This window comes from Variovorax paradoxus (assembly GCF_030815975.1).
GTDB lineage: Bacteria > Pseudomonadota > Gammaproteobacteria > Burkholderiales > Burkholderiaceae_C > Variovorax > Variovorax paradoxus_N.
In genome coordinates, this window is sequence record NZ_JAUSXL010000002.1 from 1,078,219 (window position 1) to 1,091,869 (window position 13,651).

The 13,651-nt window shown below is 68.8% G+C and carries 13 protein-coding genes and 1 other RNA gene; 8 read left to right on the plus strand and 6 right to left on the minus strand.

All coding sequences use genetic code 11. The annotated features are described in order from the left end of the window. Positions 1–124: 124 nt before the first annotated feature. Entirely contained in the window at positions 125–1,081 is a 957-nt protein-coding gene (locus tag QFZ47_RS08840) for a DMT family transporter (RefSeq protein WP_307655286.1), read from the plus strand. Here the strand turns inward: QFZ47_RS08840 and QFZ47_RS08845 are convergent. Next, complete coding sequence (locus QFZ47_RS08845; RefSeq protein WP_370880575.1) at positions 1,068–2,111, minus strand: Bug family tripartite tricarboxylate transporter substrate binding protein; 1,044 nt, start codon at positions 2,109–2,111, stop codon at positions 1,068–1,070. The two genes, QFZ47_RS08840 and QFZ47_RS08845, sit on opposite strands and share 14 nt — an antisense overlap. A gap of 119 nt (positions 2,112–2,230) precedes the next feature. Between QFZ47_RS08845 and QFZ47_RS08850 the strand changes: the two genes are divergently transcribed. From QFZ47_RS08850 to QFZ47_RS08860, 3 genes are read left to right on the plus strand one after another with little or no spacing between them, the layout of a single operon-like run. Then, positions 2,231–3,904: an MBL fold metallo-hydrolase gene (locus QFZ47_RS08850; RefSeq protein WP_307655287.1), complete on the plus strand. Its 1,674-nt coding sequence runs from the start codon at positions 2,231–2,233 to the stop codon at positions 3,902–3,904. Then, entirely contained in the window at positions 3,901–4,611 is a 711-nt protein-coding gene (locus QFZ47_RS08855) for an RNA pseudouridine synthase (RefSeq protein WP_307655288.1), read from the plus strand. Before QFZ47_RS08850 ends, QFZ47_RS08855 begins: the two co-directional genes overlap by 4 nt. Positions 4,612–4,669: 58 nt before the next feature. Beyond that, positions 4,670–5,218, plus strand: a complete 549-nt coding sequence (locus QFZ47_RS08860; RefSeq protein ID WP_307655289.1) for a hypothetical protein — start codon at positions 4,670–4,672, stop codon at positions 5,216–5,218. A 38-nt stretch (positions 5,219–5,256) separates the two neighbouring features. On the opposite strand, the gene rnpB is transcribed toward QFZ47_RS08860, so the two are convergent. Beyond that, positions 5,257–5,604, minus strand: an RNA gene (gene rnpB / locus QFZ47_RS08865) — RNase P RNA component class A. Between the two features lie 104 nt (positions 5,605–5,708). On the opposite strand from rnpB, the gene cysK reads away from it, so the two are divergent. From cysK to QFZ47_RS08885, 4 genes are all read left to right on the plus strand, one after another. After that, positions 5,709–6,629: a cysteine synthase A gene (gene cysK, locus QFZ47_RS08870; RefSeq protein ID WP_307655290.1), complete on the plus strand. Its 921-nt coding sequence runs from the start codon at positions 5,709–5,711 to the stop codon at positions 6,627–6,629. 72 nt (positions 6,630–6,701) lie between these two features. After that, positions 6,702–8,354, plus strand: a complete 1,653-nt coding sequence (locus QFZ47_RS08875; protein ID WP_307655291.1) for an NAD(P)/FAD-dependent oxidoreductase — start codon at positions 6,702–6,704, stop codon at positions 8,352–8,354. Positions 8,355–8,371: 17 nt separating this feature from the next. Continuing rightward, positions 8,372–8,995, plus strand: coding sequence for a flavin reductase family protein (locus tag QFZ47_RS08880; RefSeq protein ID WP_307655292.1), 624 nt, complete (start codon positions 8,372–8,374; stop codon positions 8,993–8,995). 55 nt (positions 8,996–9,050) lie between these two features. Further along, entirely contained in the window at positions 9,051–9,860 is an 810-nt protein-coding gene (locus tag QFZ47_RS08885; protein ID WP_307655293.1) for a ProQ/FINO family protein, read from the plus strand. Positions 9,861–9,959: 99 nt separating this feature from the next. On the opposite strand, the gene htpX is transcribed toward QFZ47_RS08885, so the two are convergent. The 4 genes from htpX to pyrC all read right to left on the minus strand — a co-directional run bounded on the left by htpX (position 9,960) and on the right by pyrC (position 13,582). Then, positions 9,960–10,835 (minus strand): protease HtpX, encoded by an 876-nt coding sequence (gene htpX / locus QFZ47_RS08890; protein ID WP_307655294.1) that lies wholly within the window; start codon positions 10,833–10,835, stop codon positions 9,960–9,962. Positions 10,836–10,986: 151 nt separating this feature from the next. Next, positions 10,987–11,727 (minus strand): DUF3025 domain-containing protein, encoded by a 741-nt coding sequence (locus tag QFZ47_RS08895; RefSeq protein WP_307655295.1) that lies wholly within the window; start codon positions 11,725–11,727, stop codon positions 10,987–10,989. Continuing rightward, positions 11,724–12,554 (minus strand): NYN domain-containing protein, encoded by an 831-nt coding sequence (locus QFZ47_RS08900; protein ID WP_307655296.1) that lies wholly within the window; start codon positions 12,552–12,554, stop codon positions 11,724–11,726. Before QFZ47_RS08900 ends, QFZ47_RS08895 begins: the two co-directional genes overlap by 4 nt. Next, complete coding sequence (gene pyrC, locus QFZ47_RS08905) at positions 12,551–13,582, minus strand: dihydroorotase (RefSeq protein ID WP_307655297.1); 1,032 nt, start codon at positions 13,580–13,582, stop codon at positions 12,551–12,553. Before pyrC ends, QFZ47_RS08900 begins: the two co-directional genes overlap by 4 nt. Positions 13,583–13,651 lie beyond the last annotated feature (69 nt).

Genomic DNA, 13,651 nt, shown 5'->3' on the forward strand with positions numbered 1-13,651 from the left:
TCTTTGAATGCGTCGGGAGCAGGGCCGTGTGCAGCGTACCCAGATTCGGACCTCTGGTCATCACGCGCACGTTTCGTTGCCGGCCGAAGTGTCCGCCCCGCGAACTCTCGATGATCGGCGCACCATGCACACGACCCCACTCGCCACGGCCGGCAAGCCCGCTCCCCACGTTTCCTTCGAATGGGCATTGCTCGCACTGCTCGCCACCTGCTGGGGCGCCTCGTACACCTTCATCAAGATCGGCGTCCAGACGCTGCCGCCCGTGACGCTGATCGCGGCGCGCACGCTGATTGCCGGCCTGCTGCTGCTCGCGCTGCTGCGCCTGCGCGGCGTGCGGCTGCCCAGAGAACCCGCGATGTGGGGGCGTTTCGCGCTGCAGGCCTGCCTCAACAGCGTGCTGCCGTTCACGCTCATCGCGTGGGCGGAACGCAGCGTGGATGCCGGGCTCGCCACCATCCTCAACTCGACCTCGCCGATCTTCATCTTCCTGCTTGGCCTCGGCATGGGCGGCGCGGAGAAGCCGACGCTGCGCCGGCTCTTCGGCGTGGGCGCGGGGCTGGCGGGCATCTGCCTGATCGTCGGCTTCGAGGCGCTGCACGGGCTCGGGCATTCGCTGCTCGCGCAGATCGGGCTGGTGGCGGCGGCCGTCTGCTATGGCTGCGCCGCGATGTTCGGCCGCGTGTTCAAGGGGCTGGACCCGATGGTGCCCGCTGCGGGTTCGCTGCTCTGCGGCGCGGCGATGCTGCTGCCCGCGAGCCTCGCGTTCGACAGGCCGTGGACGCTCGCTCCTTCGGCCGCGTCGATGATGGCCGTGCTGGCGCTCGCGGTGCTCTCCACGGCCCTTGCCTTCACGATCTACTTCCGGCTGATCAAGACGCTCGGGCCGATGTCGACCGCCGCGCAGGCCTACCTGCGCGTGCCCGTCGGCGTGATGATTGGCGTGGTGTTCCTCGGCGAGGCGCTTTCGCCCACCGCGTGGGCCGGGCTCGCGTGCATCATGGCGGGCGTGGTCGCGATGACAGTGCCCGCGCGCCGCGGCCCTTCGAGTCCGCAGCCGAAACGGCCCCTCAGTCGATGCTGATGTTCGCGGCCTTGGCCACCTCGGCCCACTTCACGCGGTTGTCATGCACCGTCTTCCTGAACTGCGCGGGCGATTCGATGCGCACGGTGTTGCCCTGGCTTTCGAAGCGCTCGCGGATCTCGGGTTGCTCGAGCACCGCCTTCACCGCAGCGTTGAGCTTGTCGACGATCTGCGCATCGGTGCCCTTGGGCGCGAAGATGCCGAACCAGATCGAGCTGTCGAAGCCCTTGGTGCCGGGCAGGCCGCTGGAGGCGATGGTGGGCACCTCCTTGACCGCGGCCACCGGCGCCGCGGTGGTCAAGCCCAGCAGGCGCACCTTGCCGGCCTTGTAGTGCGGCAGCACCGTCTGCACCTGGTTCATGATGCAGCAGGTTTCGCCGCGCACCACGGAAGTGATGGCCTCGGGCCCGCCCTTGTAGGGCACGTGCACCATATTCAGGCCGAGGCGCGAATTGAATTCGGCAAAGGCCATGTGCGTGCCGGCGCCGTTGCCTGTAGACGCATAGTTGTACTTTTCGGGGTTGGCCTTGACGAGTTCGACGAACTCCTTCAAGGTCCTGGCGTTGATCACGTCCGGGTTGATGGTGAGCACGTTCGAGACGTCGAGCACCGGCGCCACAGGCACGAAGTCGGCCTCCACGTCGAACGGCAGCTTCTTGTAGAGCGCGGCGTTGCTGCCATGCGTGGCGGCGGTGCCGAACGAAAGCGTGTAACCGTCGGGCTTGGCATGGGCCACGTACTCGCTCGCGATGTTGCCGGCCGCGCCCGACTTGTAGTCGATGATCACGGGCTTTCCGAGTTGCCGGGCGAGCGGCTCCTGGATGGCACGGGCCACCACGTCGACGCCCGAGCCGGCCGGAAAACCCATGATCAGCGTGACCGGCTGTTGCGGCCAGTCGCCCTGCGCAAAGGCAGCGGACGATGCGGCCGCACCGAGGGCGGCGCCCGCCAGCAGCAGCATCGGGCGGAAGCGCCGCGCGAAGAACGACGACGAGAACCTCAGGTGGTGCGAAAAGGGAGAATGGATCATGACTGTCTTTCCTCGATGCGGGCGGTGCAGCCCGGGATTGTGGCGCGCGGTTCATGCCCGATCCGGTATGAGCTTATGCGGCGCGCAACCGCATCGAACGATCTCTCCATAATCGCCGCATGGTCCGCCCCACCCAACAACTCCACCCCGCACGCGAGCCCGCGCCCGTGCGCGCGGCAGCCACCGTGCTGCTGCTGCGCGATTCCGAGGCCGGCATCGAAGTGCTGATGACGCGCCGCTCCGGCACTGCAAGCTTCGCGCCAGGCGCCTATGTGTTCCCCGGCGGGCTGATCGACGCAGCCGACGAAGCCGCCAGCCGCATTGCCGCACGCCGGCCCACCCAAAGCAGCCTGCAGCTGACGCAGGCCATTGCCGCGATCCGCGAAGGCTTCGAGGAGCTTGGCGTGCTGCTCGCGCGCCATGCCGACGGCCGGCCCGTGACTGCGGAGGACATCGCATCGATGGACCGCAGCACCACGTCGCCCGTTTCCTTTGCCGAACAATGTGCCGCGCGCGGGCTGGTGCTTGCCTGCGACCAGGTGTTCAGCCTCGCGCACTGGATCACCGACCGCGACCTGCCCAAGCGCTTCGACGTGCCCTTTCTGGTGGCGCGCATGCCCGAGGGCCAGACGCCCACGGCCGACGAGAGCGAGCAGTTCGAGCCCTGCTGGGTGCGGCCGGCCGATGCGCTGGCACGCCATGCGGCGGGCAGCTTCTTCATGATCTTTCCGACGGTGCGCACGCTGCAGCGGCTCGCGGCCTATGCCAGCGTGGACGCGGTGCTGCAGGCCTGCGCTCCCCAGGGCGGCACTGAACAGCCGCTGTGGACCAGCTGCCCGCGCGCAGGCCTGCTCGGCGGCCAGGACGCGCGCTACATGGAAAGCGATTCGCCCTACGGCGAACTCGCGCTGGTCTGCCCCGACGGGCAGCTGCTGCATGCGCTCGACTGGCAGAGCGAGCGCGCCGTGCCGTTGCTCAAAAACGTGCAGCGCCTGACCGCGCCCAACCCCGGCGCCATGACCGGCCCGGGCACCAACAGCTACATCGTGGGCGACCCGGCCACGGGCTACCTCGTGATCGACCCGGGCCCGAACGACGCGGGCCACATCGCCCGGCTCCGGCGCGCCACCGAAGGAAACATCCGCATGATCGTGTGCACCCATTCGCATGCCGACCATTCGCCCGGCGCGGCACCGCTGCAGGCGCTGTGCAAGACGAAGCCGCCGATCCTCGGGCTCTCTTCGGCGCCCACCGCGCGTTCATCGGCGCGCTTTGCCGCGGAGCGCGAACTGCGCGACGGCGAACGCCTGGTGCTCTCGGGCACCACGGCCGAAGGAACGCCCATCACCCACACGCTGCGCGCCATCCACACGCCGGGCCATGCGGCCAACCACCTTTGCCTGGTGCTCGAGGAAGACGGGCTCTTGTTCTCCGGCGACCACATCCTGAACGGCAGCACCACGGTGGTCGACCCGCCCGACGGCAACATGAACGCGTATCTCGATTCGCTCGACAAGCTCGATGCGGCCTGCGCGGCCGGCGGCATCGACTTCATCCTGCCCGCGCACGGCCATGTCATCGGCAGCGCGCGCAGCGCCATCGCGCAACTGAAGGCGCACCGCCTGAAGCGCGAAGCCAAGATCGCCGCGGCCATGCAGAGGCTCCCCCAGGGCACGCCGGAAGACTGGCTGCCGCTGGCCTACGACGACGTGCCCGAGCGCATGTGGCCGGTGGCGGCCCGGTCGCTGGCCGCGCACGTGGCGCGCATCCGGCAACTGGAATCTGCGCCATGAGCGGCGCTTCCGACGAAGGCATCCGCCTGGCCAAGCGCGTGGCCGCGCTCGCGGGCTGCTCGCGGCGCGAGGCCGAACTGCTGATCGAGAACGGCGCGGTGCGCGTCGACGGCGTGCCGGCGCTGCTGCCGCAGTCGCGCGTGCACGACCAGCAGAAGGTCGAGATCGAGGCCGGCGCCAAGCCCGAGCCGGTGGTGCCCGTCACCCTGCTGCTGCACAAGCCCGCCGGCATGGCCACCGACACCGCGCACCGGCTGCTGGTGGCCGCCAACCACCACGAACCCGAGCGCGCGGGCATGCGCTTCCTGCCGGTGCACGCCAAGGCGCAGCGCTGCATGACGCCGCTGGAAACCGGCGCCAGCGGGCTCGTGGTCTACACGCAGGAATGGCGCATCGAGCGCAAGCTGCAAGAGGACGCGGGCGTGCTCGAGCACGAGGTGATGGTCGACGTGGCCGGCAAGGTCAGCCCCGAGCAGCTCGTGCGCTTCGAGCGTTCGCCCGCGCGCGTGAGCATCGGCCGCCAGGCCGACGAGCAGACCGGCCTGCGCTTTGCGCTCAAGGGCGCGCGGCCCGGGCAGATCGCGCACCTGTGCGACGAAGCCGGCCTGCGCATCCTGGCCATGCGGCGCATCCGCATCGGCCGCGTGCCGCTGGCGGGGCTGGAGCCCGGCCAGTGGCGCTATCTTTCGCCGCACGAACGCTTTTGACATCGAAGAAGAGGCACGAAAGAGGCCCGAAGAGGAATCGACGACAGGAGACACAACCATGAAGTTCGGAACCAGGATTGCCGCACTCGCCTGCATCGCCCCTCTGGCGCTGGCGGGCTGCAGCTATCTGGCACCCCTGCTGCCCTCTTACACGCCGCCGCCGCCCGCGGCTGCGCCGCCGATCGTGTCGCCCAGCGGGCTCGCGCCGATCACCGAGGAGCAGGTGGAGCGCATCCGCGAGGCCATCGTCACCAAGCCGCCTTCGCCGGCCGTGGCCAAGGTGGTGCGAAGCGCCGCGCCCACCATCGAATCCTTCGTGCGCACCGAAGCCTGCATCACCGCGCGCAACGGCGCCGTGCTCAACCCATTCGCGGCGCCGGGGCGGCTGTTCGACGGCACCGGCTTCCAGGGCGGGCCGATGGCGGAGATGCAGTACCACGACAAGACCGCCTGCGTGACCGTCAAGCGCATCCAGAACTGGAAGATGGTCTCGCCGAAGCTGCTGCGCTTCGACGTGGTGTACGTGGGCGACGACGGCGAGGAACGCTCGGTCCGGCGGCATGAACTGATGCGCCAGCCCAGGGGCGGCTGGCTCTTCACGCGCTGAGCCCGCTGGCGGCCCGCGGCCGCCAGGGAAAGAAAAAAGTGTGAAGCCCGCCGATAAGCCGGATTCTGTGCGTTGGAGTTGCCCCCAACGTGACCGCCATTACTCTGGGCCGCTTGTCGCCAAACGGCTCGATGCCACCTACCCGCCAGCTCAGCGGAACCACCTCGATACTGGCCTACTTGGTGTTGCTGCGCGCAGAGATTGCCCGTTTCACCCGAACTCAATCGGCTCGTCTCTGTTGCTCTGATCCTCACCTCACGGTGGAGAGTCGTTAACTCCTGCGCTGTCCTGTGCAGTCCGGACGTTCCTCCAGTGCGGTCTTTCGACGCGGCGCCTTGCGGCGTCGCCCCTTGCGGGCTTGCACCAGCGGCGGTCTGGCGTGCTTCACGCAGGGGATTATCGCTCGATACCCTCGCGAGCGCCGGCCGTCCGCTCCACAATGGCGCTTCGACCGACCCGCCCTGCCCCGATAAAAGCCCAAGGAGATCCCATGAAGGCCCAGAACATCCTCCAGACCATCGGCAACACGCCGCACATCCGCATCAACCGCCTGTTCGGCAATGCGAAGCAGCAGGTGTGGATCAAGTCCGAGCGCGCGAACCCCGGCGGCTCCATCAAGGACCGCATCGCGCTGTCGATGGTGGAAGACGCCGAGAAATCCGGCGCGCTGAAGCCCGGCGGCACCATCGTCGAGCCCACCTCGGGCAACACCGGCATCGGCCTGGCGATGGTCGCGGCCGTCAAGGGCTACAAACTGATCCTCGTGATGCCCGACAGCATGTCGGTGGAGCGCCGCCGCCTCATGCTGGCCTACGGCGCCACCTTCGACCTGACGCCGCGCGCGGGCGGCATGAAGGCCTCCATTGCGCGCGCCGAGGAAATCGTGGCCGGCACGCCGGGCGCGTGGATGCCGCAGCAGTTCAACAACCCCGCCAACATCGACGTGCACATGCGCACCACGGCCGAGGAAATCGCGGCCGACTTTCCCGAAGGCATCGACGTGCTGATCACCGGCGTGGGCACCGGCGGCCACATCACGGGCGTGGCGCGGGTGCTCAAGAAGAAATGGCCGAAGCTGCAGGTGTTCGCGGTGGAGCCGGTGGCCTCGCCCGTCATCTCCGGCGGCCAGCCCTCGCCGCACCCGATCCAGGGCATTGGGGCGGGCTTCATCCCGAAGAACCTCGACACCTCGCTGCTGGACGGCGTGCTGCAGGTCGACGCCGAACCGGCGCGCGAGATGGCCCGCCGCTGCGCGGTCGAGGAAGGCATGCTCGTGGGCATTTCCTCCGGCGCCACGCTCGCGGCCATCGCGCAGAAGCTGCCCACGCTGGCGGCCGATGCGGTGGTGCTGGGGTTCAACTACGACACCGGCGAGCGCTACCTCTCGGTTGAAGGCTTCCTCCCGAACTGACAGCTATCTCTTTCATAGCGCCCTGGGCGCGTAAAATCTGCGGTCTGCTTGATAACCACAAGCCACACCGACATGCTGAGAATTTCCGAAATCAAACTGCCGCTCGACCACGACGACGCGGCGCTCCCCCAAGCCATTGCCACCGCCCTCGACACGCCGGTTTCCAGCGTGCGCGAGTTCAAGGTGTTCAAGCGCAGCTTCGACGCGCGCAAGCCGCAGCTGCTGCAGGTCTACATCGTCGACGTGCAACTGGCCGACGCCGGGCTCGAAGCCGCCCTGCTCGCCAGGCATGCCGGCCATCCGCACATGCAGCTCGCGCCCGACATGCGCTACACGCCGCCCGCGCATGCGCCCGAAGGCGCGCCCCGGCCGGTGGTGATCGGCTTCGGCCCCTGCGGCATCTTCGCGGCGCTGATGCTCGCGAAGATGGGCTTCAGGCCCATCGTGCTCGAACGCGGCAAGACCGTGCGCCAGCGTACGCGCGACACCTGGGGCCTGTGGCGCAAGAGCGTGCTCAACCCCGAGTCGAATGTGCAGTTCGGCGAAGGCGGCGCCGGCACGTTTTCGGACGGCAAGCTCTACAGCCAGATCAAGGACCCGCGCTTCCTCGGCCGCAAGGTGATGGAAGAGTTCGTGAAGGCCGGGGCGCCGCCTGAAATCCTCTACGTCGCGCATCCGCACATCGGCACCTTCAAGCTGGTGAAAGTGGTGGAGAACATCCGCGAGCAGATCGTCGCGCTGGGCGGCGAGATCCGCTTCGAGCAGCGCGTGACCGATGTGCAGATCGAAGACGGCCCCCACGGCAAACATCTTCGCGGCCTCACCGTGCTCGACCAGGCCACCGGCACGAGCAGCGAACTGCGCGCCGACCACGTGGTGATGGCGCTCGGCCACAGCTCGCGCGACACCTTCACGATGCTGCACGCGCGCGGCGTGCACATCGAGGCCAAGCCTTTTTCCATCGGCTTTCGCGTGGAGCATCCGCAGGGCCTGATCGACCGCGCGCGCTGGGGCCGCCATGCGGGCCATCCGCTGCTCGGCGCGGCCGACTACAAGCTGGTGCACCACGCGAGCAACGGCCGCTCGGTCTACAGCTTCTGCATGTGCCCGGGCGGCACCGTGGTCGCGGCCACCAGCGAGCCGGGCCGCGTGGTCACCAACGGCATGAGCCAGTATTCGCGCAACGAGCGCAACGCCAACGCGGGCATCGTGGTGGGCATCGATCCGCGCGACTTTCCCGGATGGACGCCCGAGACGCCGGGCGATGCGCTCGCTGGCATTGCGCTGCAGCGCGAGCTCGAATCCAACGCCTTCGTGCTCGGCGGCGGCGACTACCGCGCGCCGGGCCAGCTGGTGGGCGACTTCATCGCGGGCAAGCCCTCGACCGCGCTCGGCAGCGTGGTGCCGTCGTACAAGCCCGGCGTCACGCCGACCGACCTGCACCAGGCGCTGCCGGCCTACGCCATCGAGGCGATGCGCGAAGCCTTTCCCGCCTTCGGTCGCAAGATCAAGGACTTCGACCTGCACGATGCGGTGCTCACGGGCGTGGAAACGCGCACCTCCTCGCCGATCCGCATCACGCGCGGCGATGACTTCCAGAGCCTCAACGTGCGCGGCCTCTACCCCGCCGGCGAAGGCGCGAGCTATGCGGGCGGCATCCTGTCGGCCGGCGTCGACGGCATCAAGGTGGCCGAAGCGGTGGCGCGCAGCGTCACCGGGACATAAACAAGGAGCCACGACCCGTGCCGAACGACGATTTCCACTTCTACGAGCCCGCCAAGGGCCACGGCCTGCCGCACGATCCGTTCAATGCGATGGTCGGTCCGCGGCCGATCGGATGGATTTCGTCGCAGGACGAGAACGGCGCGCTCAACCTTGCGCCCTACAGCTTCTTCAACGCCTTCAACTACACGCCGCCCATCGTGGGCTTTGCGAGCATCGGCGCCAAGGACAGCCTGCACAACATCCGCCAGACGCGCGAGTTCGGCTGGAACCTGGCCACCCGGCCGCTGGCCGAGCAGATGAACCGGTCGTGCGCGGCCGTGCCGCCCGAGGTGAACGAGTTCGAGCTTGCCGGCCTCACGCCCGCGGCGTCGCGCCACATCGCGGTGCCGCGCGTGGCCGAGAGCCCGGTGTCCTTCGAATGCCGGCTCACGCAGCTGCTGCAGCTCGAAGGCGTGGACGGCGTGCCGGTACCCACCTGGCTGATCCTCGGCGAAGTGGTGGGCGTGCACATCGCGCGGCACCTGCTGAAGAACGGCATCTACGACACCGCCGCGGCGCAGCCCATCCTGCGCGGCGGCGGCCCGGCCGACTATTTCGAGATCAGCCCCGACAATCTGTTCAAGATGTTCCGCCCGCGCTGAACGCGCGGAATCTTTTTTTCCCGCCGCTGCCAGCCAACCTGACAAGAACCGACCGATGACCGACACCGCCACGCCCCAAGAAGAAATCCAGGAAGTCCAGCCGGCGGAAGCCGAGGGCGCCGCCCCGCAGCAGCAGCAGCCGAACGCCGATGGGCGACCGCCCCGGTCGCCGCGCGCGCCGCGCCAGCCACGGCAGCAGCAGCAAAAGCAGCAGAAGCCGAAGCAGGCGGCGCAGCAGCAACAGCCGCAGCGCGCGCGCAAGGTGCACCCCGCGCTGGAAAAACTGTTCGAGCTGTATCCGAACATGTTCGGCGCGCGCTTTCTGCCGCTGAAGCTCGGCGTGTTCCAGGACCTGCTCGAAAAGCACCCGGACGATTTCAAGAAGGACGACCTGAAGGTCGCCCTGGGCCTGCACGCACGCTCCACGCGCTACCTCGAAGCAGTGGCGGCGGGCCTTGCGCGCCACGATCTCGACGGCAACGTGGTCGAGCCGGTTGCGCCCGAGCATGTGCACCACGCCATCCTCGAGCTGCACCGCCGCCGCGCCCAGCGCAGCGGCGAAGACCTGCGCCCGCAGCTGGTGGCGCGCATCGCCCGCGCCGTCGAAGCCTCGGGCCTCGACCGCGAGGCCTATGCGGTGCTGGTGCGCTCGCGCGACGAAGAAACCAACGCCGTGCTCGACGAGGCGCTGGCCGAACTGGCCCGGCAGGCCGCCAAGCGCGAAGCGCTGCTGCGCGCCTTCGAGGCCAGCGGCCGCAGCAGCGAGCACGAGTTCGCCGAGATGTACGGCATGGATGCCGACGAAGTGGGCCGCACGCTCGCACGCGCACGGGCCGACCGGCAGCCGGCGCCTCCGGCGGCCTGATCGCCCGGCCGTCGCGCCCGCGCCCGCGCCGGCCCAAAGAAAAAGCCGCCACGGCGAACCGTGGCGGCTTTTTTTGCCGTTGCAGCGCGGATCGATCGATCAGCCGCGTGCGTTCTGCAGCGCCGCAATGCGCTCTTCGATCGGCGGGTGCGTGGCAAAGAGCTTGCCGATGCTGCCCGTGATGCCCATGGCTTCCACCGCCTTGGGCAACTCGCCGGCCGGCAGGCCGCCGAGGCGGGCCAGCGCGTTCATCATCGGCTGCTTCTGGCCCATGAGCGCGGCCGCGCCGGCATCGGCGCGGAATTCGCGCTGGCGCGAGAACCACGCCACCACGATGGCGGCGGCAAAGCCCAGCACGATGTCCAGCACGATGGTGCTCACGTAGTAGCCGATGCCCGGGCCCGACGAACGGTCGTCGCCGCGGCGCAGGAAGCTGTCGACCGCATAGCCGATCACGCGCGACAGGAACACGACGAAGGTGTTCATCACGCCCTGGATCAGCGTCATGGTGACCATGTCGCCGTTGGCGATGTGTGCCACCTCGTGGCCGATGACGGCCTCGACTTCTTCGCGCGTCATGCCCTGCAGCAGGCCGGTGGACACCGCCACCAGCGACGAGTTCTTGAAGGCGCCGGTCGCGAAGGCATTGGGCTCGCCCTCGAAGATGCCGACCTCGGGCATGCCGATGCCGGCCTTGTCGGCGAACTTGCGCACGGTGCCGACGATCCAGGCCTCATCGGGCGACTGGGGGTTGTCGATCATGTGCAGCTTGGTCGTCCACTTGGCCATGGGCTTGCTGATCAAGAGCGAAATGATCGCGCCGCCGAAACCCATGATGAGCGCGAAGCCGAGCAGTGCCGTGAGGTTCAGCCCGTTGGCCGTCAGGAAGCGGTTGACGCCGAGCAGGCTGGCGACGATGCCGAGCACTGCAACGACCATCACATTGGTCAAAACGAACAGAAGGATACGTTTCAAGTTGAATTCTCCGTGGGGAATGCTGCCGCATAGATGAGGACCGGATGGCCCCCTTCAAGCCGTGCAGAAAATGGTGCTCTTCCTGTGTCGTTCGGGTTCTGGAGGAGCCGCACCGCGGCTCGCGGGTAGAGCGATGATAGGAGCAAAAGTTCTACGGGCCGGGCCTGAAGACCTTGGAATCGTCGTAGAAATTCGCCGCCGCGTTGCCGGCCCACCAGCCCGGCACGCCGAGCACCGGCAGCGGAACAAAGGGTTTTTGCGCCAGGTATTCCGGCACGAGGCTGCGCGCCAGCGCCCGGTCGTCGAACGCCGCCGATCCACCGGCAGCCGGCGGCGGAAGCAGCAGCACATGCGCGGTGAGCGCCTTGCGCGGGGTCGCGAGTTTCTTGAGCAGCGCATGGCCGAACACCCACAGGCGCGCCTCGGGCCACAACGTGCGCTGCGCCACGAAAAGGGTGTGCCAGTCGCGCGCGGCCAGCGCCCGCCACAGCGGCTCAGGCGCGTCGAGCACGGCGCCGTTCTCGTCGAACAGCGTGAGCGCGTCGCGCAGCGGGCCGCGCGTGGCGCCGACGCCCGCGCGGGCGATCTCGGCGGCCTGCAGTTCGTTGAGGCGGCGCTTGGCCTCCGGAAAAGCGAGCCAGACGAGGCCGTTGAAGAAGTCGTGCAGGTTGTCGCGCGTCGGCACGGTGCCGGTCTGGAAGATGTGGGCCTCATAGGCCTGTCCCGCGGGCAGCTCCGACTGGGGCACAAAGGCGGGCCTGAAACCTGGCGCCGCTTCCTGCTGCAGCGCGGCTGCGACCGAGGTGTGGAGCGCCGCCTGCGCCGCCGCCTGGCCGATGGCGCGATAAGGCGCGAACCAGGGCTGCGCCCAGTCGATCGCCGCCAGGCTCAAGGCGCGGCGGCTCCGGTCCAGCGGATGCGGTCGGGGTGCTGCAGCACGGCGAACTCCGCCGGGAGCTTGTCGAACAGCTTGAGCGAACTGCCGTGCTTGCCGAGCAGCCCGGCCGCGCGCAGGGCCTGGGCCACGTCGTTGAGCGGCACGTCGGCACCGCTGCGCAGCGCAGGCGCCGCCCGCAGGATGAACTCGGCGGCCTCGGAAGGCGGCTGCGCCTGTGGCGGCTTCGCTGCCTTGGCGGTCTTTCGGGCCGGGGCCCTGGCGGGCGTCTTGGCAGCGGTCTTGCGGGCCGGGGTGGCCGCGCTCTCGTCGGTCTTCTGCGTCTTGGCCGGCGCACGCTTCGCGGCCACCTTGGCCGCGGCCTTCCTTGCCGGCGCGGTGCGGGGCGCGATCGGCGCGCCGTGATGCTGCAGGTCGGTGAACTCGTCGTAGACCGCCACGGTCTCTTCGCCGGTCTTGCCCTGCTGGCCCAGGCCGCAGACGCGGCAGCCCTTTTCGCGCAGGCGGATCACGAGCGGCGCAAAGTCGGAATCGGAAGACACCAGCACCACCACGTCGGGGCGCTCGGCAATCACGAGGTCGAGCGCATCGACCGCCAGCGCGATGTCGGTGCTGTTCTTGCCGGCCGAGAGATTGACCATCGGCCGCACCGACAGCCGCTTGAAAAGCGCCTGCTGCTTGAGCGCCGTTTCGGCGTTGCAGTAGGCGCGGCGCACATGGACCGCGCCGTGCTCGGCCAGGGTCCGCTGCACGGCCTGCTCGATCACGTCGGCCGAGACGTTGTCGGCATCGATCAGCAGCATCACACGCGGGGTGGGTGTCATGCGAGTCTCCAGGCGATGGTTTCACCACCGCGCAACGGCTTGAGCGTGGCGTCGCCGTAGGGCACGGTCTCGGGCAGGGTCCAGCTTTCGCGCTTCAGCGTGATAGTGCCGCTGTTGCGCGGCAGGCCGTAGAAGTCGGGGCCGTGGAAGCTCGCAAAGCCTTCGAGCTTGTCGAGCGCGTCCACGTTGTCGAAGGCCTCGGCATAGAGCTCGATGGCGGTCAGCGCGGTGTAGCAGCCGGCGCAGCCGAGCGCATGCTCCTTCAGGTGGGCCGGGTGCGGCGCGCTGTCGGTGCCCAGGAAGAAGCGGTCGCTGCCGCTGGTGGCCGCCTGGACCAGCGCCACGCGGTGCGTCTCGCGCTTGAGCACGGGCAGGCAGTAGTAGTGCGGGCGGATGCCGCCGGTGAAGATGGCGTTGCGGTTGTAGAGCAGGTGGTGCGCGGTGATGGTGGCTGCGGTGAAGCGGCCGGCATCGCGCACGTAGTGGGCGCCCTCCTGGGTGGTGAGGTGCTCGAACACCACCTTGAGCTCGGGGAAATCGCGGCGCAGCGGAATCATCACGCGATCGATGAAGACAGCCTCGCGGTCGAACAGGTCGACGGCCGGGTCGGTGACCTCGCCATGCACCAGCAGCAGCAGGCCGTGCTTCTGCATGGCTTCGAGCGTCTTGTAGGTGTGGCGGATGTCGGTCACGCCGGCATCGCTGTTGGTGGTGGCACCGGCCGGGTAGAGCTTGAGCGCGCGCACGCCGGCAGCGGCGGCCAGCGCGACTTCCTCGGGCGGGAGCCTGTCGGTCAGGTAGAGCGACATCACGGGCTCGAAGGCCGTCTCCTGCGGCACCGCCGCGCGGATGCGGTCGCGGTAGGCCATGGCCTGCGCCGCGGTGGTCACGGGCGGGCGCAGGTTGGGCATGACCAGCGCGCGGCCGAACTGGCGCGCGCTGTGGGGCACGACGGCTTCGAGGGCGGCGCCATCGCGCACGTGCAGGTGCCAGTCGTCGGGGCGGGTGATCGTGAGGGTGTCTGTCATGGCATGGGAATTGTCGCATCGCTGCTTTGGGCGCTGGTTGGCACATGTCGTGCTTGAGCGTTTCTTTCG

Coding starts and splice junctions, on each gene's coding strand:
- QFZ47_RS08840 (WP_307655286.1), top strand. CDS start 125: ATGCACACGACCCCACTCGCCACGGCCGGCAAGCCCGCTCCCCACGTT.
- QFZ47_RS08845 (WP_370880575.1), bottom strand. CDS start 2,111: ATGATCCATTCTCCCTTTTCGCACCACCTGAGGTTCTCGTCGTCGTTC.
- QFZ47_RS08850 (WP_307655287.1), top strand. CDS start 2,231: ATGGTCCGCCCCACCCAACAACTCCACCCCGCACGCGAGCCCGCGCCC.
- QFZ47_RS08855 (WP_307655288.1), top strand. CDS start 3,901: ATGAGCGGCGCTTCCGACGAAGGCATCCGCCTGGCCAAGCGCGTGGCC.
- QFZ47_RS08860 (WP_307655289.1), top strand. CDS start 4,670: ATGAAGTTCGGAACCAGGATTGCCGCACTCGCCTGCATCGCCCCTCTG.
- cysK (WP_307655290.1), top strand. CDS start 5,709: ATGAAGGCCCAGAACATCCTCCAGACCATCGGCAACACGCCGCACATC.
- QFZ47_RS08875 (WP_307655291.1), top strand. CDS start 6,702: ATGCTGAGAATTTCCGAAATCAAACTGCCGCTCGACCACGACGACGCG.
- QFZ47_RS08885 (WP_307655293.1), top strand. CDS start 9,051: ATGACCGACACCGCCACGCCCCAAGAAGAAATCCAGGAAGTCCAGCCG.
- QFZ47_RS08900 (WP_307655296.1), bottom strand. CDS start 12,554: ATGACACCCACCCCGCGTGTGATGCTGCTGATCGATGCCGACAACGTC.
- pyrC (WP_307655297.1), bottom strand. CDS start 13,582: ATGACAGACACCCTCACGATCACCCGCCCCGACGACTGGCACCTGCAC.